Origin of the sequence: Qiania dongpingensis (assembly GCF_014337195.1) — a bacterium.
GTDB lineage: Bacteria > Bacillota > Clostridia > Lachnospirales > Lachnospiraceae > Lientehia > Lientehia dongpingensis.
The window spans coordinates 1,412,798-1,438,111 of sequence record NZ_CP060634.1 but is presented as its reverse complement, the minus strand read 5'-3'; the positions used below and the strand labels follow the sequence as shown (position 1 = coordinate 1,438,111).

Sequence of the window (25,314 nt, the reverse complement as noted above, 5' to 3'; positions counted from 1 at the left end):
TTTTCACAGTTTAGATTAAACGGTTTCCGGTACTTCGGGGTTGTTGTTTGCGAAGTTCTGAAGGATCACAAGGGGCTCATAGGAGCTTCCGTTTGTGATTTTGATTCCCTTTTTCGCAGCAGCTTCCGATACGAAGAATTCATCCGCGGTCAGGTCCTCATAACGTACCAGCTCAGGAGCCTGGCATTCGAATTTGCCGAAGGTACCGTGACCCTGGGATACCAGCGCGCAGTAGCAGGCGGCATCTTTCAACACATAGCTCTGGCCGGGAAGTACGGTGACTTCTTTGGCAGCAACCCATTCGTTCGCATAAGCGACCCACTTTTCAACGGCTTCATCAGATTCACATCTTGTCTTAGGCGCGCGGAAATAAGTTTCTTTATAGTCGGGACGAGTACTCTCTTCCCAGTCGATCTGAGCGAAGATTGCATCCAGATCGTCTTTTTCTTCTTCAGGAGCGCAGTCTGTCAGGAGGTTATGAGGATTTACCTCACCCATGGTGACATTCTCCATGATGGTGTTTACATCGCTGTTCCACTGAGGCTCATATGTAACAAGAGACGCGGGTGCGTGGATAACGCCTGCGGGGGTATACCAGCCGGTTCCGAGCTGAATCCGGTATGCGCGGGAAAGCTCCGTGATCCTTGTGTCCTTCACGTCATAATTCTTCAGGCATTCCATAACCTCTTCCTTTGTGGTGGAAGGATCGAAACCGAAATAGGTGAGAGGGAATCTGCCAAGATAAGAGCAGTTATACTGAGGCGGGAAATAATATGCCTCGGGCTTGCCGTGCATACCAATTTTATTCGCCTTCTCCTCGGTCAGATGCAGATGATGGAACAAGGGCTTGTCATAATCATACAGTTTAGCAAACGTAGGCCATGTGCCGTACTTGTCCATGAGACTGTCGCCGATCAGATCAGCTCCCAGCTCGTCCACAAAATCCTTGAAAAGTTCAGTGGCTTTGGAAGCTTTATCCGTCAGGACATAACTCATGCCTTCTGTTTCACCGGTCTTGGGACCGTTCAGAGCCTTAGCCAGGGAACCCAGCCATCTTTCACAAATGCCGCCGCGGTCCATGCCGAGTGCATAATAATCATCGGGATGCAGTCTTAATCTGCGGCCGGGTTCGTTGAATCCCCTCGGCACCCAGGTAGGTGTTAACTGTAAAACGCCCTCACCGTCTTCAAATACTTTTCTGATCATTTCTTTTGACAAAACAATACGCCTCCTTAAAATAAGTTTTATATCAGTTTAATCATTGCCGACAAAAACAGGTCTACTGTGCAATATGACAATACTTCCCAGTAACCTAACTATAGATTACACGCAAGAACGGAAATTGTCAAGAGAAAACGGTCATTTTTCACATGAAAGACATAATAAATTTGTTAATAATTACTAATGAGTTTTAAAGTACAATAAGAAAACCCCTGTAAATTATGATGAATAAGAAAAACGAATAAAAATTTTAGACGTTTCTGTGAAAATATTATAAAAAGATTGCCTTTTCCCTATACTTAATGATAAAATAAATAACTATGATGCAGTGATATAAAATGTGCCCCCGGCAGGAATTCCCCGGGAGGATATTTGGGAAGGCGGTATGATTTGGAAGAAGAAAAGAAAACAGAAGAAACAATAGAGGCAGCGGAAACGGAGGAGCTGGAACAAGCGTCTCTGTCCGGAGGAGAAGAAGCCCCGGAGGAAGAAGAAAAAGAGGAGAAGAGAGGACTCTTCGGCAGAAAGAAAAGGGAACGAAATGAAAAGATGGTCCTCATGTTCCGGGTCGTGGCGGCTTTCTATCTGCTCTATACCTCGTATTCCATTGGAAAAGAATTGACCTACGACGGTGTGGTGGTGGGAGTCCATCGGATAATCAGCATCGTGTGTATTGTGATTTTCGCAGTCACGGCTATTTGGGTGCTTTATACTTCTTATAAGGGATACAAGATTTTGAATGAAAAAGAAAAGGAAGAGGCGGAGAAGGCGGCTCTTGAGAATGGAGAAGAGGCTCCCGCTCCCAGAAGAGGACTGTTCGGCGCGGCCGTACAGCAGGAACAGCCCAGGATGTCCATTGCGTCAAAAGCGGCGGTTTATAAGAATCCTGCCGACGATGAAGACGCAGATGAGGAGGAAACAGACACCGCGGATTCCGATGAAGAAAAGGCAGGGGAAGAAGGGGAAGAATCGTGAAACTCCCCCTTGTCATATGAGAAAAACTGTGGTACGATAAGAGCAATTTCCGGGAACCGGAAATGCTGTATATAATAGGAAGACAGAGAAAGACAAAGAACGGGACTTTATCCTTTGGAACATGACAGGAAGGCAGCGCCGCCGACTGAGAGCGCCGTCAGGTGGAATGAGGATGAGGAACACCCGGGAGCCGGTATTCTGAACAGAGTAGGTTTACCCGTGACACGCGTTAAGTGAAGAGTGAGAGCGGCAGCATGCAGACTGTGCTTTAATTCGGGTGGTACCACGGAGTCAATTCGTCCCGGAATATACATTACGTATGTTCCGGGATTTTTTACGCGAAGGCAACGAGCCATGCGCCGGAGCTGCTCTTTCCGGCCGTGCTTGCACGAGGACGAAAAGAGCGGCTCCGGCATAGGGCGACGCCCGCGACCGACAGGGCGAAGCCCTGGAGGAAAAGGGAGTCGGCATGGCGAGAGAGCCTAAGGCGCCGGAAGCGTAGGCAGAAGAATCCCGCGACCGACAGGGCGAAGCCCTGGAGGAAAAGGGAGTCGGCATGGCGAGAGAGTCTAAGGCGCCGGAAATTTTTAGAATAATTGAGTGAGAATAAATGCAGGACAGTGGAAAGAAAGGAGTATGGTATGGCAAAGAACGTGATTACGGACGAGACGATTGAATATGTGGGGATTTTGGCCAAGCTGGAGCTTTCCGAGGAGGAAAAGGAAAATGCCAAAAAGGATATGGCGAATATGCTGGACTATATCGATATGCTGAACGAGCTGGATACGGAGGGCGTGGAGCCGATGTCCCATGTGTTTCCGGTCAATAATGTGTTCCGGGAAGACGTTGTGACGAACGGCGACGACAGGGAGCAGATGCTGGCCAACGCGCCCGACAAAAAAGACGGCTGCTATAAGGTGCCGAAGACTGTGGAATGAGTCTGCGGCCTTGTGCAGTGGCACTGAAGCCGGATGAAATAGATTCGGGAGTCATGAGGATGCCGGGAAAGATTGGGATAAAGGAGGAAATATTGTGAATCTGATGAGTCTGACAGCCGTTGAGCTGGGAAAAAAGATAAAGGCGAAGGAAGTCACCGTAAGAGAAGCGGCGGAAGCCTCTTTGGCGGCCATTGAGGCGAGGGAAGGGGAAATCCACAGCTTCGTGACTGTGGCGGATAAAGAAGCTGTTCTCAAACGTGCCGATGAGGTGCAAAAACAGATTGACGGCGGAATACTTGACGGCCCCTTGGCCGGGGTGCCCGTTGCCATTAAGGACAATATGTGCACGGAGGGGCTTCTCACCACCTGCAGCTCTAAAATACTGGGAAATTTCAAGCCGACCTATTCGGCAGAAGCAGTCTTAAATCTGGAAAAAGCCGGCGCGGTGATCGTTGGGAAGACAAACATGGATGAGTTTGCCATGGGGAGTACTACGGAGACTTCGCATTTTGGAGTCACCAAAAATCCCTGGAATACGGAGCATGTACCCGGCGGTTCTTCCGGCGGTTCCTGCGCGGCTGTGGCGGCGGAAGAATGTCCGTATGCGCTGGGATCGGATACCGGCGGATCCATCCGGCAGCCCAGTTCTTTCTGCGGCGTGACCGGGATCAAACCCACCTACGGCACAGTATCCCGTTACGGATTGATTGCTTATGGTTCTTCCTTGGACCAGATCGGACCGATAGCGAAGGATGTATCGGATTGTGCGGCAATCCTGGAAGTGATTGCATCCCATGATAAAAAAGACAGCACCAGTGTGGCGAGGGAGGATTATCATTTCTCGGAGGCCCTGGTGGACGATGTGAAAGGTATGAAGATCGGCATTCCGAAGGACTATTTTGGAGAAGGACTGGACAGCGAAGTGAAGGAAGCAGTCCTGAAAGCGGCAAAGGCGCTGGAAGCAAAGGGAGCGGTCCTGGAGGAATTCGACCTGAGCCTGGTGGAATATGCGATCCCTGCCTATTATATCATTGCTTCCGCGGAGGCCAGCTCCAATCTGGCGCGGTTTGACGGGGTAAAGTATGCTTACCGCACAGAAGACTATGCGGGACTCCATCAGATGTACAAAAAGACCCGTTCCGAAGGGTTCGGAGAAGAAGTGAAGCGGAGGATCATGCTCGGATCCTTCGTCCTGAGCAGCGGATACTATGATGCGTATTATCTGAAAGCGCTCCGCACAAAAGCGCTGATCAAGAAAGCCTTTGATAAGGCTTTTGAAAAATATGATCTGATCCTGGGACCGGCGGCGCCCACCGCGGCTCCGCGGCTGGGAGAAAGCCTGAGCGACCCCATCAAAATGTATTTGGGAGATATCTATACTATATCGGTAAATCTGGCGGGCCTGCCCGGCATCAGCGTGCCCTGCGGCGCCGGCAGAAATGGACTGCCTATAGGAATGCAGCTGATCGGAGACTGCTTCCAGGAGAAGAAGCTTTTCCGGGCGGCGTACGCGTATGAATGTACGAGGAATTATGAAAGATGCCCGCTGGCGCAGAAAGGAGCTGGAAAAGATGAGTAAACAGTACGAAACAGTCATCGGACTGGAAGTCCATGTAGAACTGGCCACTAAGACGAAGATTTTCTGCTCCTGCAGTACCGAGTTCGGCGGCGAACCAAACACTCATACGTGTCCGGTATGCACAGGTATGCCCGGCTCCCTGCCGGTTCTGAATAAACAGGTGGTGGAATATGCTGCCGCGGTAGGGCTGGCGACCAACTGCGCCATTACCCAATATTGTAAATTTGACCGAAAGAACTATTTTTACCCGGACAATCCCCAGAACTACCAGATTTCTCAGCTGTACCTGCCGATATGCAGAGACGGCGGCATAGAGATTGAGACGGCGGAAGGAAAGAAAACCATCCGGATCCATGAGATCCATATGGAAGAGGATGCCGGAAAGCTCATTCATGACGAGTGGGAGGACTGCACTCTGGTCGATTTCAACAGAAGCGGGGTACCGCTGATCGAGATCGTGTCCGAGCCGGATATGCGCTCCGCGGAGGAAGTGATCGCATATCTGGATAAACTGAGGCTGATCATCCAGTATTTGGGAGCCTCCGACTGTAAGCTCCAGGAGGGCTCCATGAGGGCGGATGTAAACCTGTCGGTCCGCGAGGCGGGAACAGAGGAATTTGGCACCAGGACAGAGATGAAGAACCTGAATTCATTTAAGGCCATTGCAAGGGCCATAGAAGGAGAGCGAAGCCGCCAGATCGATATACTGGAGGACGGGGGTAAAGTGATCCAGGAAACCAGGAGATGGGACGACAGCAAAGAATGCTCTTATGCCATGCGCTCCAAGGAGGACGCCCAGGACTACCGGTATTTTCCGGAGCCGGATCTGGTGCCGGTGGTCATAAGTGATGAGTGGCTGGCGGAAATTAGAGCAAAGCAGCCGGAGCTTCGGGACGAAAAACGGAAACGCTACAAGGAGGAGTATGGAATTCCGGAATACGATATCGATATCCTGACCTCCTCCAAACGAATGGCAGATATCTTTGAGGAGACTATCGCACTGGGCTGTAAGCCGAAGGAAGTCTCCAACTGGCTCATGGTTGAGACCATGAGACTGCTGAAGGAGACAGATACGGAGCCTGAGGATATCTGTTTCAGCCCGTCCCATCTGGCCGCACTTATCGGTCTGGTGGAACAGGGGAAGATCAACCGCACCGTGGCGAAAGAAGTATTCGAGATCATGTTTGGGGAAGATATCGATCCTGTCAGCTATGTGGAAGAAAAAGGGCTGTCCATGGTACAGGATGAGGGCGCGCTCAGGATGACCATTGAAGAGATCGTGAAAGGCAACCCCCAGTCCGTGGAAGATTATCGGAATGGCAAGAAAAAAGCCATAGGGTTCCTCGTGGGACAGACGATGAAAGCCATGAAGGGGAAAGCGGATCCTGCCATGGTGAATAAGATCCTTCTGGAAATTTTAAAATAATATTCATAGAAAAGCTATGGTAAAACAGAACGAAGTATGGTAAAGTGGGTAATGCAATGAAGAAACTATAAAGATTCTTAAAAAAGTCTAAAGAGAGGAGCTCATTTATGTGGGATGCCCCGTTTTTGACAACTGATTTTTACCACTTTGCCAACTGGTTTCTGATCTACAGTGTCCTCGGATGGATCGTGGAGTCCATCTATATGTCCCTCTGTAACCGGAAGCTGACCAACCGCGGATTTGTAAGGGGGCCGATCTGCCCGATCTATGGAGTGGGAGCGCTGGCCGCATACTTCATCCTCAGTCCGGTATCCGGGAACTACGTAGCCGTATATTTTCTGGGAACCCTGATGGCGACGACTCTGGAGTTCATCACCGCTCATGTTATGCTGAAGGTGTTTGGCGCGGTCTGGTGGGACTACAAGGAAAAACCCTTCAATTATAAGGGAATCATCTGCCTGGAGAGCACGATCGCGTGGGGATTTTATGCGGTGTTCCTGTTCGCATTCCTCCACAAGGCTGTGGTACGCCTGGCTGACAGCTACAGCATGGCGTTGGGTAAGGTCCTGATCGTAGCAGCGCTTCTGTATTACGTATCGGACTTTGTGTACTGTATCATGAGAGCCAGGCGGAATGAAGGCCTGGATAAAGACGGAATTTTAGTGAAAACTGAATAAAGGATAAAAAAGCCCCTGCGCTGCCGGTTTTACAGTCAGCACAGGGGCTTTTATCGTATCATAAGGTCTCTTCTTTATCGTCAGTGGGTTCTGTATGATCTTCTTCATCTTCTGTTTTTTCGGGAAGATACATCTTCACCCATTCAATTCTGTTTTTGTCCATGGTTTCCACCACAAAGCGGATGCCGTCTTCGGTGATGCTTTCACCGGCCACAGGAACATGATCCAATCCTCCGATGATGAGGCCTCCCACGGAATCATAGTCTTCAGAAGATAAGTCAAGCCCCAGGGCTTCATTGATGTCGTCCAGCTTCATGGAACCTTCCACCCGGTATTCCAGGTCGTTGATCTTCTGGAGACTTTCAAGCTCGTCCTCGTCGTATTCATCACGAATCTCCCCGACTATCTCCTCCAGGAGGTCTTCCAGTGTCACCAGACCTGCGGTAGCGCCGTATTCATCCAGAACAATGGCCAGGCTCACGGAATTCTGACGCATTTCAATGAAAAGCTCAGAGGTCTTTTTAAATTCATAGGTAAAGTAGGCTTCCCTAAGGTAATCCTGTACGTTGAAGGGCGTATCTTCTTTATAAAACAGCAAGTCCTTCATGTTGATGATGCCGATGACATTGTCGGTGGTGTCCCGATAGATCGGGACACGGGTGAACATATTTTCACGGAAGATTTCCAGGAGCTCCTGGTAAGTGGCGTCTTCACTGGCGAACACCATGTCGATGCGCGGTACCATGATATCCTTGGCCTGGGCGTCGCCGAAATCCACCACATTGTTTATCATCCACCGCTCTTCACTCTCGATGACGCCCTCCTCGTGGCTTACATCCACGATGGTACGCAGCTCATTTTCGGTGATGGTGTCAGATTTGGCGTTTGGATCTATGCCCATGAGGCGGAGAAAGCCGCCTGCCAGCAGGTTCACGATAAAGATTACAGGTGTCAGAATCTTCATTAATACAGAAATGATCCCGGCAAATTTAAGCGCGATATTCTCTGCCTTTAAAGTAGCCATAGTCTTCGGTGATATTTCTCCGAAGATCAGAATCAGCAGGGTGATCACGCCGGTGGCAGCGCCGACATAAGCATTGCCGAATTTTTTGATCACCAGCGAGGTGATCAAGGAAGAGGCGCTCAGGTTCACCACATTATTGCCGATCAGGATGGCACTCAGCATCTTGCCTTTGTTATGCACTACTTTTTCCAGGGTCACTGCCTTCTGATTTCCTTCATCGACCAGAGTACGGATCCGTACATTGCTCATGGACAGAAGGGCTGTTTCCGCAGAAGAAAAAAACGCAGACAGAAACAACAGCACGAGAAGAACGACAATCTGTATGACGTCACTTGGGTCCAAAAATCATCACTCCATTTTCTATAAATAATGTATTGCCAGGCACAGAGGGAAAATATTCCCAGTCTATGGATGGTAAGGATGATTTTACACTAAGGACGTCCATATGTCAAGACAGGTCAGCTGAACATGCCCCCCAGTGTGCCGCAGCCGGCGCAGAGGCAGAAACAGATGAGAATTCCGGGAATCCCTGTCTGGATGCCCCGATGAAGGACCAGAGAGATCAGGAACAATACGGCGAAATAGAGGATGCCGGAGAGGCCTCCCCACATGAAACGCCTGGCCTTTGTCTGTTTTCCGGCCAGGAAGCCTCCGAACAGACAGGAAAGGACATAGATGACGTAGATTCCTATGTGGATTTGGTTTTTGGAAAGCTTCATCTTATAAAGCAGAAAGGACAGGAGCAGTAAAAGGACTCCTGTGAGCACATAGGAAGACAGCAGGGAACGGATGAGAGACAGAGGTTTGCTCTTGGGAACGGAAGCCATGGGATTACCTTCTTTCTGATAGAATTTATAGTGGATTTAAGACAAGATATGAAGGAATATTTGGAAAAAGACCTTTTCTTATGGAAGATTATATGCTATAATGACTCAAATCAGGTTTAGATAGGAGGATAGGACAATGAAGAGAATCAAGACATTAACTTCCAGTACGTTAAAGGAGTCCATGAAAAAAGGCGGCTGCGGCGAATGCCAGACATCCTGCCAGTCTGCATGCAAGACATCCTGTACGGTAGGGAACCAGTCCTGCGAAAATCATAAATAATGTTAGGATGGGAGCGGTCGCGCTCCCTCATTATCGTAATACGGCATGTAGGGGGCACTTTGCATATGCGAAGTGTCTTTCTTCTGTCAACAGGAAAGCACAGCCCGCGGACAAGGCCTTCTGGAAACAGGGAGTAGCGCGAGAGGGCTGTTTTGCGGTACAACGTATACAGAGAGGGGAAATCCGGCAGTGATTCACCAGTATAAAAGCAATGGATACAATATTGTTATGGATGTGTGCAGCGGCGCCGTCCATGTAGTGGATGACGTGGTATATGATGCCATTGCCGTTTATGAAAAAGAAAATCCGGAGGCTGCGGCGGAAAAGCTTCGGGGGAAGTATCCGGAGGAGGATATTCGGGAAGCGGTCAGTGAGATCAAGGAGCTCTCGGAAGAAGGGCTTTTGTTCACGGAGGACATCTATGAGCAGTATGTAACAGACTTTAAAAGCAGAAAGACTGTGGTCAAGGCTCTGTGTCTGCATGTGGCCCATGACTGCAATCTTGGCTGCAAGTACTGCTTTGCAGAGGAAGGAGAATATCACGGGCGCCGGGCTATCATGAGCTATGAGGTGGGTCGGAAGGCTTTGGACTTCCTCATAGAGAATTCCGGGAACCGGAAGAACCTGGAAGTGGACTTTTTCGGCGGCGAGCCGCTGATGAACTGGGAAGTGGTCAAGAAGCTGGTGTCATACGGCCGTTCCAAGGAGAAAGAATTTAATAAGAACTTCCGATTTACGATGACGACCAACGGAATGCTTCTCGACGACGAAGTCACGGAATTCCTGAATAAGGAAATGGCAAACGTGGTTCTGAGCGTTGATGGGCGCAAGGAAGTCAACGACAGGATGCGTCCCACAAGAAACGGAAAAGGGAGCAGCTACGACATCATCATGCCCAAGTTTAAAAAATTTGCCAAAGCCCGCGGCAGCAAAAGTTATTATATCAGAGGGACTTTTACAAGGCATAATCTGGACTTTTCGGAGGACGTGCTTCATTTTGCCGATGAAGGGTTTGACCAGATTTCCGTGGAACCGGTGGTGGCGCCTCCTGAGGCAGATTATTCCATACGAGAAGAGGACCTGCCCAGGATACTTTCTGAATATGATAAGCTGGCCGGGGAATACATAAAAAGGAAACAAGATGGGAGAGGCTTCAATTTCTTTCATTTCATGATAGATTTGAGCCAGGGGCCCTGTGTGGCAAAGCGTCTTTCCGGATGCGGATCAGGGACAGAATACCTGGCTGTCACTCCATGGGGAGACCTGTACCCGTGCCACCAGTTCGTCGGGCAGGAGGAATTCCTTCTGGGAAATGTGGATACTGGAGTGGTGAACACGGAGGTCCGGGATGAATTTAAGCTCTGCAATGTGTATGCAAAAGAAAAGTGCAGGAATTGTTTTGCCAGATTTTATTGCAGCGGGGGCTGCGCCGCCAATTCCTACAATTTTCACGGCTCCATCACAGACGCTTATGATATCGGCTGTGAGATGCAGAAAAAACGCATCGAATGTGCGATCATGATAAAGGCCGCTCTGGCGGATGAGAATTAGAAGGAGATTGACCATGAAGAATGCAAGGAAAAATTCAACTCGCGGAAAGGGCATTGCCTGCCTGATCGTTCTGCTGGCCGTGATCGGTGGATTCATCTATACGGCGGTAATGGGACTTGGCAAGGACGGTTCCGGAAGCATGAGTGACATCAAGCTGGGCCTTGATCTGGCGGGCGGCGTCAGCATCACATATCAGACAGTGGATGAGAATCCCTCTGATACGGACATGAAAGATACCATTTATAAGCTCAAATTGAGGGTGGATACTTACAGCCCTGAGGCGGAAGTATACCAGGAGGGCTCCAACCGGATCAATGTGGACATCCCCGGCGTATCCGATGCTAACGCGATCCTGGAAGAACTCGGCCAGCCCGGATCTTTGTCCTTTCAGGACGCGGACGGCAATGTGGTGCTTACGGGCGACGACGTGAAGACGGCCCAGCCGGCGAGCAAGAAAAATTCGACCACAGGTGTTACAGAATATTACGTATCCCTTCAGCTGACCGATGAAGGCAGTGGAAAGTTCGCGACCGCTACGGAAAATATGATCGGCAAGACGATTTCCATCGTATATGACGGCAAGACCGTGAGCAGCCCCAGCGTGAAAGAGAAAATTACAGGAGGACAATGCAGCATTGACGGGATGAGCTCTTACGAAGCGGCCAATAATCTGGCCTCCACCATCCGGATCGGTTCTCTTCCTCTGGAGCTTAAAGAGCTGCGGTCCAACGTGGTTGGAGCGAAGCTGGGAGAAGAAGCGATTTCCACAAGCTTAAAAGCCGGGCTTATCGGCTTTATCATAGTGGCCGCGCTTATGGTGTTCCTCTACTGGATTCCCGGTGTGGCGGCAGCCATTGCCCTGGCGTTTTATGTGGCTCTGGTCATCGTGTTCCTGAGCGCTTTTGATATCACCCTTACTCTTCCGGGAATCGCAGGTATCATTTTGTCCATCGGTATGGCGGTGGATGCCAATGTCATCATCTTTGCCAGAATCCGTGAGGAGCTGGCGGCCGGGCGTAAAGTCCAGGCGGCCATCAAGGAAGGCTTTTCCAAAGCGCTGTCTGCTATCATCGACGGCAATGTCACCACGCTGATCGCGGCGGCGGTGCTTCTGTGGAGAGGCTCCGGTACGGTAAAAGGCTTTGCCCAGACGCTGGCGCTCGGTATCGTACTTTCGATGTTCACGGCCCTGGTCGTGACGAAGTTCGCGCTGAGGTCCCTGTATAATATAGGCTTCCAGTCGGAGAAGCTGTATGGCAAGGCAAAAGCGCCTAGGAAGATTAATTTTGTCAAGAAAAAATATATATGCATCATCTGTTCATTGGTGGTGATCGCTGCCGGTTTTGTGGCCATGGGCGTTTACGCGGGAGGAGAACAGGGAAGCATCCTCAACTACAGCCTGGAGTTCCAGGGCGGCACTTCCACTAACGTTACCTTTAATGAAGATTTATCCATGGAGACCATCCACAGCGATGTGGTTCCTCTTGTGGAGGAAGTGACCGGCGATGCCAATGTTGAGACGCAGAAGGTGAGCGGCACCAATGAGGTCATCATAAAGACCAGGACCTTGTCGGTGGATGAAAGAGAGCAGCTGAACAGCAAGCTGGAGGAAGCGTACGGGGTTGATACGGAGAGCATCAAGGCGGACAGCATCAGCGCGACTGTAAGTTCAGAGATGAAACGAGACGCGATTCTCTCTGTGGTGGTAGCTACCATATTCATGCTGATCTATATCTGGTTCCGGTTTAAGGATATCCGGTTCGCGACCAGCGCAGTCCTGGCACTGGTCCATGACGTGCTGATCGTCCTGGCCTTTTATGCCATCACCAAGTGGAGCGTCGGCAATACCTTTATCGCTTGTATGCTGACCATTGTGGGATACTCCATCAATGCCACCATCGTGATCTTTGACCGTATCCGTGAGAACCAGAAGGCCATGGGCGCCAGGGCTGAACTGAGCGAGGTGGTGAACTTGAGCATCAACCAGACGCTGACCAGGAGTATTTATACTTCCCTGACCACCTTTATCATGGTATTCGTGCTATTTCTGATGGGCGTGTCCTCGATCCGGGAATTTGCACTGCCGCTGATCGTGGGCATTGTGTGCGGAGCGTATTCTTCCGTATTCCTGACGGGCCCTATCTGGTACTTAATGAAGACTAAGATGAGAAAAAAAGAAACGAAATAACAGGCGGTATTTATGTATAAAATATTGACGAAGGACGGAAGGGCCAAAAGAGCCCGGCTCGAAACGGTGCACGGTGTGATAGAGACTCCGGTCTTTATGAATGTCGGGACTGCGGCTGCCATTAAGGGAGCCGTGGCCACCTCGGATCTGGAGCAGATCGGCACACAGGTGGAGCTGTCCAATACCTATCATCTGCATGTCCGGCCCGGAGATGAGACGGTGAAAAAGCTGGGCGGTCTTCATAAGTTCATGTCCTGGGACAAGCCGATCCTGACGGATTCCGGCGGATTTCAGGTGTTTTCCCTGGCAGGGCTTCGGAAGATCAAAGAAGAGGGCGTGTATTTCAACTCTCATGTGGACGGACGGAAGATTTTTATGGGACCGGAGGAAAGCATGAGGATCCAGTCCAATCTGGCTTCTACCATCGCCATGGCGTTTGATGAATGTGCGCCGGCCAAGGCGGAGAGGGAATATATTCAGAACTCTGTGGAGAGGACTACCAGATGGCTGGCCAGATGTAAGGCGGAGATGGAGAGGCTGAACGGCCTGCCGGATACCATAAACCGCCATCAGCTTTTATTCGGGATCAATCAGGGGGGAACTCTGGAGGACATACGGATCCGGCACGCGGATATCATTTCCGAAATGGATCTGGACGGGTATGCCGTAGGAGGACTGGCTGTGGGAGAGACTCATGAAGAGATGTACCGGATACTGGATGTAACGGTGCCGCATCTTCCGGAGGACAAGCCCACGTATTTAATGGGAGTCGGCACTCCTGCCAATATCCTGGAAGCGGTGGAACGGGGCGTGGACTTCTTTGACTGCGTATATCCTACGAGAAACGGGCGTCACGGCCATGTCTATACTGACCATGGAAAGATGAATCTGTTCAACGCCAAATACGAGCTGGATGACAGACCCATAGAAGAAGGATGCGGCTGCCCGGTGTGCCGGCGGTACAGCAGGGCTTATATCCGCCATCTTTTGAAAGCCAAAGAAATGCTGGGGATGCGTTTTTGCGTCTTGCATAATCTATATTTTTATAATACAATGATGAAAGAGATTCGGGAAGCGATTGAAGAGCATCGTTTTGCGGAATATAAAAAAGAAAAACTGGGGCGCATGAGCCGTCCTGAAATGGAAAAAGGAGAATGAATATGAATTTTGTGACAGCCAGCGGTATGGGCGGTGTAGGTTTTTGGGTTATTTATATTGTGGTCATCATCGGTTTCATGTATTTTATCGCGATCAGGCCCCAGAAAAAACAGCAGAAAAAACTGCAGTCCCTGATTTCCAGCCTGGAGATTGGAGACAGTGTGGTGACAACAAGCGGTTTCTACGGCGTTATCATCGATATCACAGATGATGTGGTGATCGTAGAGTTCGGAAGCAACAAGAACTGCCGTATCCCCATGGAGAAGACTGCGATTGCCAATGTGGAAAAAGCAGAAGTTGCAGAATAATCGGTAAAAGAGGTTGACGTATTTTGGAAGGTGTGTTATATTATTAACATAGAACGAAGGTTTCGATTGCTGACGGGCAAACGTGAGAAACACGGTGCAGTCGAAGCCCATATGAGCCGACCGTCTGGGCAGCATTTGTAGATCACGGATGCTGTCCTTTTTTGTATCCTGGAGGGATATGCAGGCCTTTGGCAGACGGAGTTTCCGGAGTGGAGGCAGAGGGGGCGGGGGCTGGACAAAGTGGGTGCCCACATCACACAGGCCATGTGCGGAAGGTATAAAATGGGGTTTCTGCAGGATGGCGCGTTTAAAGGAGGAGCAGTATTATGTTTAAAGACGAGTTTCAAGCAGTGGCGAATGCGGGAAAGAACAAGCTGAATTTTATGAAAAATAACCCGCTCGGTTATTTCATCTCTGCCATGGTGGCCGGTATGTTCATTGGTCTTGGCGGTCTCATAAGCTTTACCATGGGCGGTATCATGACGGCGGCAGGGGCCACCGGCGCGGTGAAGATCACCACCAGTTTCCTGTTTGCATCCGCACTGAGCCTTGTTATCATGGCCGGTGCCGAGCTTTTTACCGGCAATAACTTTGTGATGTCTTCCGCGGCCATGAAAAAAGAGATCAGCTGGGGCGGAGCCATCAAACTCTGGATATTCTGCTATATCGGAAACCTGGTGGGTTCTGTTTTGATTTCCGTCTTGTTTCATTTTACGAAGGTTCCTACCGGTGATGTCGGTACATATTTCGCAACAGCTGCCGCGGCAAAAGCTTCTGCGCCGGCGCTTGTGCTTTTCTTTAAAGGAATCATCTGCAACATCTGCGTATGTCTGGCTGTATGGTGCGGGATCAAAATGAAATCCGAATCCGGCAAGCTGATCATGACCGTATGGTGTATCATGATCTTCATGGTGTGCAGCTGTGAGCATAGTGTTGCAAACATGACATTCTTCAGCGTTGGACTCCTTGACCCCAACGGCGTGGCGATCTCCATTGGCGGCGTTTTGAATAATCTGCTGTTCGTTACCCTGGGCAATATGGTAGGAGGCATCGTATTCACCGCACTTCCTTACTACCTGATCAGCAGAAAATAAACGATAATAGATATAGAAGGTATCAAAAAAAGAGCAGCGTGCCGTGGGTAGACGGCACGCTGTTTTGCATCCGTACACCACATAAATCTTTAAAAGTGGACTTCTCTCTGCTTTTTCAGCTCTTTTGTGAGCAGGACTCCGGCATATACGGCTGTGAGCGCTTCTGATACAGGCAGGGCAGTCCAGACGCCGTCCAGGCCGAATGCCCGGGAAAGAAGGAAAGCCAGAGGAAGAACAAAGACCAGCTGGCGAAGCAGCGTGACACTCAGGCTGGGCAGGCCTTTTCCGATGGACTCAAATACCGCTGAGGTAATGATTCCGAGGGCCGAGGGGATAAAACCGATGCTGATGATCCGGAGGGCTGTTTCTCCCATGGACAGCATGCTTTTATCCGAGTTGAAGATCTGCAGAATGGGGACCGGTATGGCCTGCGACAGGAGAGTGCCGGCAGCCATCACTGCTACGGAGATCATCAGAGAGATCCGGATGGCGTCCGTTTCCCGTTTGATGTTTCCGGCTCCGTAATTGAATGATATGACCGGGCGTATGCCCTGCACCAGGCCGTTGGCCGGCATATAGACAAAGGTCTGCAGTTTATAATAGACGCCGAATACGGTGACTGCCATCTGAGAGAAGCCGGAAAGAATCCGGTTCAGGCCGGCGACCAGAACAGAGGGCAGCGCCATGATCATGGTGGAGGGAATGGCCACACTATAGATCTGCTTCAGGATGTTTCTGGTGATCATGCCCCGGTGGGGGCGGCGCAGGGGAAGCCCTGCCTTTCCCTTGGCTACCATGAGAAGGCCGATGGCTCCGGAGATGATCTGACCGGTCACGGTGGCGATGGCGGCGCCTGCCACCCCGAGGGCAGGGAAGCCCAGGAGGCCGAAGATCATGATCGGGTCCAAAATGATATTGATGATGCAGCCGATTCCCACAAGGACGAGAGGAGCTGTCATGTTTCCGGTGGACTGCAGGATCTTTTCTGCCGTGATATGGAACAGCTGGCCGAAGGAAAAGATCATGACGATATATCCGTAAGAATAGCACATGGACCGGATGGAGGCATCCTGCGTATACATGCCGACAAAGGGGCGGATGAGAAGGCTTGCCAGAAGGGCCAGGATCACATAGTGGATGCCGGTCAGAACCATGCCGACAGCGGGAGCGTCTTCTGCGGCAGAGGTGCGGCCGGCCCCCATATTCCGGGCAATGTAGGAATTGAGGCCGACCCCGGTCCCGACGGCCAGCGCCAGGGAAAGATTCTGTATGGGGTAAATAATGGAAACGGCGGAAAGGGCATCGCTGCTCAGACGGGCCACAAAGATGCTGTCCACGATATTGTATAGAGACTGGATGAGCATGGACAGCATGGGAGGGACGGCCATCTTGAGGAGGAGCGGGAACATGTTCGCGCTGCCGAGTGGATTGGAAGAGGGAGTATTCCCAGTGGTAGCTGAAGCTTTCATTGGTATTTTCCTTTCTGTATTTAAAGTAATAGAAAGAGGCTATATATCCCTTTGTTTTGAATCAGAAAACAAAGAAAATATATAGCCCCTTGAGCAATCTTTTTAAGTTGCAGTCTGTCAATGTTCGTGTTCTTCGGCTCACTTTTTCCGGAAACGGGCAAACAAGCCTTTCTTCTTGGGCGGCGCCACGATAGAACCGCGCACGCTTTTGACACTGGTGATGTAAATGCCGCTGATGACTACTTTGGCTTCCTGTTTAATAGGAAGAACGGCGAACGCCTGCTCGTCGCACATCAGAGTCATGATCTTCGGCCCGACCTTTGCCTTGACCACAGGGACCTTCGCCCTTCGTAAGTATTTCGGGGTCTGTTCATACACCATTTTCGGGAATCCGGCATCCTTGATCTTCAGCCGCTTCTTGTCAATGACGAGCATGGACACCGTCTGGGCCATGGCTTCCATCATGGACTGCTGTTCAGCCTGCTTCTTCTGCATTTTGGTTCCCAGGATGTAAAGAGCGACCAGAGCGGCAACGACAATCACCAGAACGATGATTACGATCTTTAACCACAAAGCCATAAAGGGTACCTCCTGAAATTTTTTCGCGCACCTTGCATTATACCATTAATTTGGACGAGTTGCAAGCAAATAAGGCAGGAAAAACGCATAAACCATGTAAAATATGGCAATTATTAAGAAAAAATCAATTGACAGCTTGACTTCGAGATGTTAAGATGGAATGTGCACTATTGTGGTCTCATGTGCCCTGAGATTGGAATGGTTAAATGATTACTTGTAGTTGATTATAAAGAAAACAGGGGTGAAACGTCAATGGAAAATTGCAGAATACGCCCGGTGAAAGCCGGTAAAGGCGTAAGAATGAGTTACTCAAGACAGAAAGAAGTCCTTGAGATGCCGAACCTGATCGAGATCCAGAAGGATTCTTATCAGTGGTTTCTCGATGAGGGGCTGAAGGAAGTCTTTGAGGATATTTCTCCCATCGCAGACTTCGGCGGACACTTGAGTTTGGAGTTTGTCGATTTTACCTTATGTAAGGACGACATTAAATATACCATCGAAGAGTGTAAGGAAAGGGATGCCACATATGCGGCCCCGCTGAAGGTACGTGTCAGATTGATGAATAAAGAAACTGATGAAATCAGTGAGCATGAGATCTTCATGGGCGATCTGCCCCTCATGACCGACACCGGTTCTTTTGTGATAAACGGCGCGGAGCGGGTCATCGTCAGCCAGCTGGTACGTTCCCCTGGTATCTATTACGGAATTGCCCATGATAAAGTAGGTAAGACCCTGTACTCCTGTACTGTTATCCCCAACCGAGGCGCATGGCTTGAATATGAGACGGATTCCAATGATGTGTTCTTTGCCCGTGTTGACAGAACAAGAAAGGTGCCGGTGACAGTCCTCATCCGTGCGCTGGGTATCGGAACCAATGCAGAGATCCGCGAGCTTTTCGGCGACGAACCGAAGATTGAAGCGAGTATTATGAAGGACACTTCAGACAATTATGAAGATGGCCTTTTGGAATTGTACAAAAAAATCCGTCCCGGTGAACCGCTGTCCGTTGACAGTGCGGAGAGCCTGCTTAATAGTATGTTCTTTGACCCCAGAAGATACGATTTGGCGAAGGTCGGACGTTATAAATTTAATAAGAAGCTCCATTTTAAAAATCGGATCGCGGGCCATATCCTGGCGGAGGATGTGGTGAATCAGGAGACTGGTGAGATCATAGCGGAAGCAGGAGTCAAGGTATCCAAGGCCCTGGCCGTGGAGATTCAGGACGCCGCGGTTCCCTCTGTCTATATCCAGACGGAAGCCAGGAAGGTGAAAGTCCTTTCCAACCTGATGGTGGACCTTTCCAAATATGTGGATTTCGATCCCAGGGAAGCCGGTATTACAGAATCAGTATTCTACCCTGTGCTGAAACCTATACTGGAAGAATATGCCGAAGCGCCGGCAGAGGATTTAAAAGAGGCTCTTCACAAACATGTGCATGAGCTGATTCCCAAGCATATCACAAAAGAAGACATCATTGCTTCTATTAATTATAATATGCATCTGGAAGAAGGCATCGGAAACGACGACGATATCGATCATTTGGGCAACCGAAGGATACGCGCCGTGGGAGAGCTTCTTCAGAATCAATACCGCATCGGCCTTTCCAGAATGGAACGTGTCGTTCGTGAGAGGATGACGACTCAGGATATTGAGGGGATCACCCCCCAGTCGCTGATCAATATCAAGCCCGTGACGGCGGCGGTGAAGGAATTCTTCGGAAGCTCCCAGCTGTCCCAGTTCATGGACCAGAACAATCCTCTGGCTGAGCTGACTCATAAGCGCCGTCTGTCTGCGCTGGGGCCCGGCGGATTGTCCAGAGACCGCGCCGGCTTCGAAGTCCGTGACGTACATTATTCCCACTATGGAAGAATGTGCCCCATCGAGACTCCAGAAGGTCCCAACATCGGTCTGATCAACTCCCTGGCCACTTACGCCAGAGTAAATCAGTACGGTTTCGTGGAAGCCCCCTACCGGGTGGTGGACAAAACCACAAATCCGAAGAATCCTGTGGTAACGGATGACGTGGTCTATCTGACTGCCGATGAAGAGGACAATTATATTGTTGCACAGGCGAATGAAGCCCTTGATGATGAGGGCCATTTTGTGCGTAATAATGTTTCCGGACGTTTTCGTGAGGAAACTTCCGAATTTGAGAAGAGAAAAATAGATTTGATGGACGTTTCGCCTAAAATGGTATTTTCCGTGGCGACGGCCATGATTCCGTTCCTGGAGAACGACGATGCCAACCGTGCCCTGATGGGGTCCAACATGCAGAGACAGGCCGTGCCGCTTTTGAGCACCGAGGCCCCGGCTGTGGGAACCGGTATGGAAGGCAAGGCTGCGGTCGATTCCGGCGTATGTATGGTGGCAAAAAATGCAGGCGTGGTAGAGCGCTCCGCATCCAATGAGATCGTCATCCGGAATGAGAACGGAGGACGGGATGTTTATCATCTGACGAAATTCAAGAGAAGCAACCAGAGCAACTGCTACAATCAGAAGCCGATCGTGTTTAAAGGCGACAAGGTTGCCGCCGGGGAAGTGATCGCGGACGGTCCTTCCACCAGCAACGGAGAAATTGCCCTGGGCAAAAACCCGCTGATCGGGTTCATGACCTGGGAAGGTTATAATTATGAGGATGCAGTTCTCCTCAGTGAGCGTCTCGTACAGGATGATGTCTATACTTCTGTCCATATTGAGGAATATGAGGCAGAGGCCAGGGACACTAAGCTCGGGCCGGAAGAGATCACAAGAGATGTCCCCGGCGTTGGCGAGGATGCTCTCAAGGATCTGGATGAGAGAGGTATCATACGTATCGGCGCGGAGGTGCGCGCGGGAGACATCCTGGTGGGCAAAGTCACTCCAAAGGGCGAGACAGAGCTGACCGCGGAGGAGAGACTGCTCCGGGCTATTTTCGGTGAGAAAGCCAGAGAAGTCCGTGACACATCCCTCAAGGTGCCCCACGGCGCGTATGGGATCGTGGTGGATGCCAAGGTATTTACCAGAGAAAATGGAGATGAGCTGTCTCCGGGCGTGAACCAGACCGTGCGTATTTATATTGCCCAGAAGAGGAAAATTTCCGTGGGCGATAAGATGGCGGGCCGTCACGGAAACAAGGGTGTTGTTTCCCGCGTGCTTCCCGTGGAGGATATGCCGTTCCTGCCCAACGGACGTCCCTTGGATATTGTTTTGAATCCTCTGGGCGTACCTTCCCGTATGAACATCGGGCAGGTGCTGGAGATCCATCTTTCTCTCGCGGCAAAGGCTCTCGGCTTTAATATTTCCACGCCGGTATTCGACGGCGCCAATGAAGACGACATCATGGACACCCTGGATCTGGCGAATGATTACGTCAATATGGAGTGGGATGAATTTAAGAAGAAATATACAGATGAACTGAATCCGGGCGTGATGGAATTCCTGGAAGAGAACAAAGACCACAGAGAACTGTGGAAGGGTGTTCCGATACGGCGAGACGGTAAGGTGAGACTGCGTGACGGACGTACCGGTGAATTTTTTGACAGCCCTGTTACCATCGGCCACATGCACTATCTGAAGCTGCATCATCTGGTAGACGATAAGATTCATGCACGTTCTACCGGCCCCTATTCCCTGGTCACCCAGCAGCCCCTCGGCGGCAAAGCCCAGTTCGGCGGACAGCGTTTCGGCGAGATGGAGGTTTGGGCGCTGGAGGCATATGGCGCCGCCTATACGCTGCAGGAAATTCTGACAGTGAAGTCCGATGATGTGGTAGGGCGTGTGAAGACTTACGAGGCCATCATAAAAGGGGAGAATATCCCGGAGCCGGGCGTACCGGAATCCTTCAAGGTGCTTTTGAAAGAGCTCCAGTCCCTGGGGCTTGACGTGAAGCTTCTCCGCGATGACAACACGGAGGTAGAGATCACTGAGAGCACTGATTATGGGAATACAGACATCAACGCACTGCTCAACAGCGACCGGGTGTTCAATGACTATGAAGAGTCTTATAGCTCCATGGGTTATCAGAAGCAGGAGTTTGAAGGCGGCGAGCTGGTAAGCGTGAAAGCGAATGTGGATGAGAAGGATGATTATGCCGAGGATTCCGTAGAGGATTCTTCCGAAGAATCGGAAGAATAAATCCTTAATAATTCGTGGATGTATACCGAGACATGGATATAGATAGAAGGGAGAACCACTCATGCCTGAAACAACGAATGAAACCTATCAGCCGTTGACTTTTGACGCGATCAAAATCGGCCTGGCATCTCCGGAGAAGATCCTGGAATGGTCAAGAGGCGAAGTGAAAAAGCCGGAGACCATCAATTACAGGACGCTGAAACCGGAAAAGGACGGCCTGTTCTGTGAGCGTATTTTCGGGCCCAGCAAGGACTGGGAGTGCCACTGCGGTAAATATAAGAAAATCAGATACAAAGGAGTCATCTGCGACCGATGCGGCGTGGAGGTGACGAAAGCCAGCGTCCGGAGGGAGCGTATGGGCCATATCGCCCTGGCGGCTCCGGTGTCCCACATTTGGTATTTTAAGGGAATCCCCAGCCGTATGGGACTGATTCTGGACCTGTCGCCCCGTACTTTGGAGAAGGTGCTGTATTTCGCATCTTATATCGTTCTGGATAAAGGCGAGACAGATTTACAGTATAAGCAGGTGCTTTCGGAAAAAGAATTCCGGGAGGCTTATGATAAATGGGGTAATACGTTCCGGGTGGGAATGGGAGCCGAAGCGATACAGGAGCTTCTGCGTTCCATCGACCTGGAGAAGGATTCCGCTGAACTGCGGAAGGGCCTCAAGGAATCCAGCGGACAGAAACGGGCCAGGATCATCAAGCGTCTGGAAGTTGTGGAGGCGTTCCGCGCATCCGGAAACAAGCCGGAATGGATGATCATGGATGTGATTCCGGTGATTCCACCCGATCTGCGTCCCATGGTACAGCTGGACGGAGGCCGGTTCGCTACGTCTGACCTGAATGACCTGTACAGAAGGATCATCAATAGAAACAATCGTCTGGCAAGGCTTCTGGAGCTGGGCGCGCCGGATATCATTGTGCGTAATGAAAAGCGTATGCTGCAGGAAGCGGTAGACGCTTTGATCGATAACGGCAGAAGAGGCCGCCCCGTGACTGGGCCGGGGAACCGCCCGTTAAAGTCTCTTTCTGATATGCTAAAGGGAAAACAGGGGCGTTTCCGTCAGAATCTGCTCGGCAAGCGTGTTGACTATTCCGGCCGTTCCGTTATCGTGGTAGGCCCGGAACTTAAGATTTATCAGTGCGGTCTTCCCAAGGAGATGGCAATTGAGCTTTTCAAACCCTTCGTGATGAAGGAGCTGGTGGCCAACGGCACCACTCATAATATAAAAAGCGCGAAGAAAATGGTAGAGAGACTTCAGCCGGAGGTTTGGGACGTTCTGGAAGATGTCATCAAGGAACATCCGGTCATGCTGAACCGTGCTCCTACCCTTCATAGACTGGGAATCCAGGCATTTGAGCCGATTCTCGTGGAAGGGAAAGCGATTAAGCTTCATCCCTTGGTTTGTACGGCGTTCAACGCTGACTTCGACGGGGATCAGATGGCGGTCCATCTTCCTCTTTCCGTAGAGGCTCAGGCAGAATGCCGGTTCATGCTTTTGTCGCCTAACAACCTTCTTAAGCCCTCCGACGGCGGCCCTGTGGCGGTTCCGTCTCAGGATATGGTGCTGGGAATTTATTACCTGACCCAGGAGCGTCCCGGCTCCACAGGCGAAGGGATGATATTCAAGAATATCAACGAGGCGATTCTCGCCTATGAGAATAAAGCAGTTACACTTCATTCCCGTGTTAAGGTCCGCGTGAGCAAGACCATGGAGGATGGAAGCGTAAAGAGCGGGATCGTGGAGTCCACTGTGGGCCGTTTTATCTTCAATGAGATTATTCCTCAGGATCTGGGCTTTGTAGACAGAAGCGTGCCGGAAAATGAGCTGAGCCTGGAAATTGATTTCCATGTGGGAAAGAAGGGGCTGAAGCAGATTCTTGAGAAGGTCATCAATACGCATGGCCCCATCAAGACGGCGGAGACCCTGGACAGCATCAAGGCGATGGGCTACAAGTATTCCACCAGAGCGGCCATGACCGTATCCATTTCCGATATGACCGTGCCGGAGACGAAGAAGAAGCTGGTGGCTGACGCACAGGCTACGGTAGACCGGATTGCCATGAACTTCCGGCGTGGTCTGATCACCGAGGAAGAGCGTTATAAAGAGGTTATCGAGACCTGGAAGAATACCGATGACATCCTGACTCACGACCTGCTGTCCGGCCTGGATAAATATAATAACATCTATATGATGGCTGACTCCGGGGCCCGTGGTTCTGATAAGCAGATCAAACAGCTGGCCGGAATGCGTGGTCTGATGGCGGATACGACGGGACGTACCATTGAGCTGCCCATCAAGTCCAACTTCCGTGAGGGACTGGACGTTTTGGAGTATTTCATTTCCGCCCACGGCGCTCGTAAGGGACTTTCTGATACGGCGCTCCGTACAGCCGACTCCGGTTATCTGACAAGGCGTCTTGTAGACGTGTCCCAGGACCTGATCATCCGTGAGATCGACTGCTGTGAAGGCAAGGCGATTCCCTGCATGGAGATCCGCGCATTTACGGACGGACGGGAAGTGATCGAGGGCCTGGAGGAACGTTTGACAGGCAGATATATCGCAGAGACCATTACAGATCCGGATACAGGAGAAGTGGTAGTAAAAGAAAATCACATTTGTACGCCCAGGCGTGCGGCGGCAGTTGTAAAGGTGCTGGAAAAACTGGGACGGGATTCTGTGAAGATCCGTACCATACTCACCTGCAAATCCCATCTGGGAATCTGTGCGAAGTGCTACGGCGCCAACATGGCTACCGGACAGCCGGTGCAGGTAGGCGAAGCGGTCGGCATCATTGCGGCACAGTCCATCGGAGAACCTGGTACTCAGCTGACGATGAGAACATTCCATACCGGCGGTGTGGCAGGAAACGATATTACACAAGGTCTTCCTCGTGTGGAGGAGCTTTTTGAGGCGAGAAAGCCCAAAGGACTTGCGATTATTGCAGAGTTCGGCGGCGTTGCCACGATCAAGGATACGAAAAAGAAACGTGAGATCATCATCACGGATAATGAAACTGGAAATTCGAAAACCTATCTGATTCCTTACGGTTCCAGAATCAAGATTCAGGATGGCCAGGTGCTGGAAGCAGGCGACGAGCTGACGGAAGGCAGTGTGAATCCTCATGATATCCTGAAGATCAAAGGCGTTCGCGCCGTGCAGGATTATATGATCCAGGAAGTACAGAGAGTTTACCGCCTGCAGGGTGTGGAAATCAACGATAAGCACGTGGAGGTAATCGTCCGCCAGATGCTTAAGAAGGTGCGGATAGAGAACAGCGGTGACAGCGATGTGCTGCCGGGCGCTTCCATGGAGGTTCTGGATTTTGACGACATGAACGAACAGCTGATCGCGGAGGATAAAAAGCCGGCTGAGGGCAAGCAGGTCCTTCTGGGTATCACCAAAGCTTCCCTGGCTACCAATTCCTTCTTGTCGGCGGCATCTTTCCAGGAGACAACAAAGGTGTTGACGGAGGCGGCTATCAATGGTAAGGTCGATCCGCTTATCGGCCTGAAGGAAAACGTCATCATCGGTAAGCTGATACCGGCAGGCACCGGTATGAAGCGGTATCGTTCTGTGAAGCTGAATACAGATATAGAAGAAAATGATGAAATTGTATTGTCCGAGGATTTTGGAGGAGACTTTGGAGAAGAGATGACCTTCGCCGAGGAGCCGGATGATGAGGTCTTAGACGACATAGACGCAGAGGAAGAAGGCGGCTATGATGAGGATTTCGATGATTTTGTGGAAGAAGACGAAGTATTGGAAGTGTCTTTGGACGAAGAATAAAAACCGCGTCAGGTGCGGAATATGAAAAAAGGGCTGGATTCCAGGGGAGAATCCGGCCCTTTTTTCATTCTTAAGGGAAGTTCTTTGGACTTCCTGCAGAATAAATACCTCCGG

Annotated in this window: 18 protein-coding genes and 1 riboswitch; of the genes, 13 read left to right on the top strand and 5 right to left on the bottom strand. The window is 50.6% G+C overall.

Features of this window, described 5'->3' with window-relative positions; genetic code table 11:
- Positions 1 to 15: 15 nt before the first annotated feature.
- Positions 16 to 1,218 carry a cupin domain-containing protein gene (locus H9Q78_RS06845; protein ID WP_249304547.1) on the bottom strand — a complete coding sequence of 401 codons (1,203 nt, stop codon included), beginning with the start codon at positions 1,216 to 1,218 and terminating at the stop codon, positions 16 to 18.
- 393 nt (positions 1,219 to 1,611) lie between these two features.
- Between H9Q78_RS06845 and H9Q78_RS06840 the strand changes: the two genes are divergently transcribed.
- The 5 genes from H9Q78_RS06840 to H9Q78_RS06820 all read left to right on the top strand — a co-directional run bounded on the left by H9Q78_RS06840 (position 1,612) and on the right by H9Q78_RS06820 (position 6,816).
- On the top strand, positions 1,612 to 2,196 hold the full coding sequence (locus tag H9Q78_RS06840; RefSeq protein WP_249304545.1) for a hypothetical protein: 585 nt from the start codon (positions 1,612 to 1,614) through the stop codon (positions 2,194 to 2,196).
- Between the two features lie 641 nt (positions 2,197 to 2,837).
- Complete coding sequence (gatC, locus tag H9Q78_RS06835; RefSeq protein ID WP_249304543.1) at positions 2,838 to 3,134, top strand: Asp-tRNA(Asn)/Glu-tRNA(Gln) amidotransferase subunit GatC; 297 nt, start codon at positions 2,838 to 2,840, stop codon at positions 3,132 to 3,134.
- 103 nt (positions 3,135 to 3,237) lie between these two features.
- Positions 3,238 to 4,713, top strand: a complete 1,476-nt coding sequence (gene gatA / locus H9Q78_RS06830; RefSeq protein WP_330595291.1) for an Asp-tRNA(Asn)/Glu-tRNA(Gln) amidotransferase subunit GatA — start codon at positions 3,238 to 3,240, stop codon at positions 4,711 to 4,713.
- Positions 4,706 to 6,139 (top strand): Asp-tRNA(Asn)/Glu-tRNA(Gln) amidotransferase subunit GatB, encoded by a 1,434-nt coding sequence (gatB, locus tag H9Q78_RS06825; protein WP_249304538.1) that lies wholly within the window; start codon positions 4,706 to 4,708, stop codon positions 6,137 to 6,139. The genes gatA and gatB overlap by 8 nt, the downstream gene beginning before the upstream one ends.
- A gap of 125 nt (positions 6,140 to 6,264) precedes the next feature.
- On the top strand, positions 6,265 to 6,816 hold the full coding sequence (locus H9Q78_RS06820) for a putative ABC transporter permease (RefSeq protein WP_249304536.1): 552 nt from the start codon (positions 6,265 to 6,267) through the stop codon (positions 6,814 to 6,816).
- A gap of 58 nt (positions 6,817 to 6,874) precedes the next feature.
- Here the strand turns inward: H9Q78_RS06820 and H9Q78_RS06815 are convergent, their stop codons facing one another.
- Together H9Q78_RS06815 and H9Q78_RS06810 are read right to left on the bottom strand one after the other, a co-directional pair.
- Positions 6,875 to 8,182, bottom strand: a complete 1,308-nt coding sequence (locus H9Q78_RS06815) for an HlyC/CorC family transporter (protein ID WP_249304534.1) — start codon at positions 8,180 to 8,182, stop codon at positions 6,875 to 6,877.
- A gap of 116 nt (positions 8,183 to 8,298) precedes the next feature.
- A complete protein-coding gene (locus H9Q78_RS06810) occupies positions 8,299 to 8,667 on the bottom strand; it encodes a TIGR04086 family membrane protein (protein ID WP_249304533.1) in 369 nt (122 codons plus the stop codon).
- A 136-nt stretch (positions 8,668 to 8,803) separates the two neighbouring features.
- Between H9Q78_RS06810 and scfA the strand changes: the two genes are divergently transcribed.
- The 6 genes from scfA (at position 8,804) to H9Q78_RS06780 (ending at position 15,246) form a co-directional block, all read left to right on the top strand.
- On the top strand, positions 8,804 to 8,947 hold the full coding sequence (gene scfA / locus H9Q78_RS06805; protein ID WP_147596131.1) for a six-cysteine ranthipeptide SCIFF: 144 nt from the start codon (positions 8,804 to 8,806) through the stop codon (positions 8,945 to 8,947).
- Between the two features lie 189 nt (positions 8,948 to 9,136).
- A complete protein-coding gene (gene scfB / locus H9Q78_RS06800) occupies positions 9,137 to 10,498 on the top strand; it encodes a thioether cross-link-forming SCIFF peptide maturase (RefSeq protein WP_249304531.1) in 1,362 nt (453 codons plus the stop codon).
- 13 nt (positions 10,499 to 10,511) lie between these two features.
- Positions 10,512 to 12,686 (top strand): protein translocase subunit SecD, encoded by a 2,175-nt coding sequence (gene secD, locus H9Q78_RS06795; RefSeq protein ID WP_249304529.1) that lies wholly within the window; start codon positions 10,512 to 10,514, stop codon positions 12,684 to 12,686.
- A 12-nt stretch (positions 12,687 to 12,698) separates the two neighbouring features.
- The gene (gene tgt, locus H9Q78_RS06790) at positions 12,699 to 13,844 is read left to right on the top strand and encodes a tRNA guanosine(34) transglycosylase Tgt (RefSeq protein ID WP_249304527.1); all 1,146 of its coding nucleotides are present in this window, start codon (positions 12,699 to 12,701) and stop codon (positions 13,842 to 13,844) included.
- A gap of 26 nt (positions 13,845 to 13,870) precedes the next feature.
- Positions 13,871 to 14,152: a preprotein translocase subunit YajC gene (yajC, locus tag H9Q78_RS06785; protein ID WP_408635200.1), complete on the top strand. Its 282-nt coding sequence runs from the start codon at positions 13,871 to 13,873 to the stop codon at positions 14,150 to 14,152.
- 55 nt (positions 14,153 to 14,207) lie between these two features.
- A riboswitch (ZMP/ZTP riboswitch) is annotated at positions 14,208 to 14,289 on the top strand.
- A gap of 189 nt (positions 14,290 to 14,478) precedes the next feature.
- Positions 14,479 to 15,246, top strand: a complete 768-nt coding sequence (locus tag H9Q78_RS06780; RefSeq protein WP_249304523.1) for a formate/nitrite transporter family protein — start codon at positions 14,479 to 14,481, stop codon at positions 15,244 to 15,246.
- A gap of 89 nt (positions 15,247 to 15,335) precedes the next feature.
- Here the strand turns inward: H9Q78_RS06780 and H9Q78_RS06775 are convergent, their stop codons facing one another.
- On the bottom strand, positions 15,336 to 16,715 hold the full coding sequence (locus tag H9Q78_RS06775) for an MATE family efflux transporter (RefSeq protein ID WP_249304522.1): 1,380 nt from the start codon (positions 16,713 to 16,715) through the stop codon (positions 15,336 to 15,338).
- A 138-nt stretch (positions 16,716 to 16,853) separates the two neighbouring features.
- Positions 16,854 to 17,294, bottom strand: coding sequence for a hypothetical protein (locus H9Q78_RS06770; RefSeq protein WP_147596126.1), 441 nt, complete (start codon positions 17,292 to 17,294; stop codon positions 16,854 to 16,856).
- A gap of 252 nt (positions 17,295 to 17,546) precedes the next feature.
- Here H9Q78_RS06770 and rpoB point away from each other — a divergent pair, with 252 nt between their 5' ends.
- On the top strand, positions 17,547 to 21,407 hold the full coding sequence (gene rpoB, locus H9Q78_RS06765; RefSeq protein WP_249304520.1) for a DNA-directed RNA polymerase subunit beta: 3,861 nt from the start codon (positions 17,547 to 17,549) through the stop codon (positions 21,405 to 21,407).
- A 61-nt stretch (positions 21,408 to 21,468) separates the two neighbouring features.
- Positions 21,469 to 25,200, top strand: coding sequence for a DNA-directed RNA polymerase subunit beta' (rpoC, locus tag H9Q78_RS06760; protein WP_249304518.1), 3,732 nt, complete (start codon positions 21,469 to 21,471; stop codon positions 25,198 to 25,200).
- Positions 25,201 to 25,314 lie beyond the last annotated feature (114 nt).

Excerpts from the sequence above, each read along its gene's own strand:
- H9Q78_RS06775 (WP_249304522.1), bottom strand. The coding sequence starts at position 16,715 with ATGAAAGCTTCAGCTACCACTGGGAATACTCCCTCTTCCAATCCACTC.
- scfA (WP_147596131.1), top strand. The coding sequence starts at position 8,804 with ATGAAGAGAATCAAGACATTAACTTCCAGTACGTTAAAGGAGTCCATG.
- rpoC (WP_249304518.1), top strand. The coding sequence starts at position 21,469 with ATGCCTGAAACAACGAATGAAACCTATCAGCCGTTGACTTTTGACGCG.
- rpoB (WP_249304520.1), top strand. The coding sequence starts at position 17,547 with ATGGAAAATTGCAGAATACGCCCGGTGAAAGCCGGTAAAGGCGTAAGA.
- H9Q78_RS06770 (WP_147596126.1), bottom strand. The coding sequence starts at position 17,294 with ATGGCTTTGTGGTTAAAGATCGTAATCATCGTTCTGGTGATTGTCGTT.
- gatB (WP_249304538.1), top strand. The coding sequence starts at position 4,706 with ATGAGTAAACAGTACGAAACAGTCATCGGACTGGAAGTCCATGTAGAA.
- H9Q78_RS06810 (WP_249304533.1), bottom strand. The coding sequence starts at position 8,667 with ATGGCTTCCGTTCCCAAGAGCAAACCTCTGTCTCTCATCCGTTCCCTG.
- gatA (WP_330595291.1), top strand. The coding sequence starts at position 3,238 with ATGAGTCTGACAGCCGTTGAGCTGGGAAAAAAGATAAAGGCGAAGGAA.
- yajC (WP_408635200.1), top strand. The coding sequence starts at position 13,871 with ATGGGCGGTGTAGGTTTTTGGGTTATTTATATTGTGGTCATCATCGGT.
- secD (WP_249304529.1), top strand. The coding sequence starts at position 10,512 with ATGAAGAATGCAAGGAAAAATTCAACTCGCGGAAAGGGCATTGCCTGC.
- H9Q78_RS06780 (WP_249304523.1), top strand. The coding sequence starts at position 14,479 with ATGTTTAAAGACGAGTTTCAAGCAGTGGCGAATGCGGGAAAGAACAAG.
- tgt (WP_249304527.1), top strand. The coding sequence starts at position 12,699 with ATGTATAAAATATTGACGAAGGACGGAAGGGCCAAAAGAGCCCGGCTC.
- gatC (WP_249304543.1), top strand. The coding sequence starts at position 2,838 with ATGGCAAAGAACGTGATTACGGACGAGACGATTGAATATGTGGGGATT.